The sequence below is a fragment of the Flavobacterium sp. Root935 genome (genome assembly GCF_001429295.1).
Taxonomy (GTDB): domain Bacteria; phylum Bacteroidota; class Bacteroidia; order Flavobacteriales; family Flavobacteriaceae; genus Flavobacterium.
Genome location: NZ_LMJL01000013.1, coordinates 1 through 320, shown reverse-complemented (window position 1 = coordinate 320; position 320 = coordinate 1).

Below are 320 nucleotides of genomic sequence, written 5' to 3'. Positions count from 1 at the left end.
GATAGCGCGGATTTGTAATTCGTTGCACACGAATATATTGAAGCCAAATTAATGGAAAAAGGATTAAGTTATAAATCTTTTAATGTTTATAATGAGACTAACCCGATAGCGCAGATCTAGCTCCGTAACGATAGCGCGGATTTGCAATCCGTGCCCGCAAAGATTGGTTTGTTTTCTTTGTAAGTTTAAAAAAGCGCATTAATTTGTGTGACTTTTGTTTTAATGATTTGTTTTGTGTATTACTTTGCGGGTGCGGATTGCAATCCGTGCCCGCAAAGTAATTCCTTCAATATCCAAAAAAATAAAAAGTAAAGTTTTAT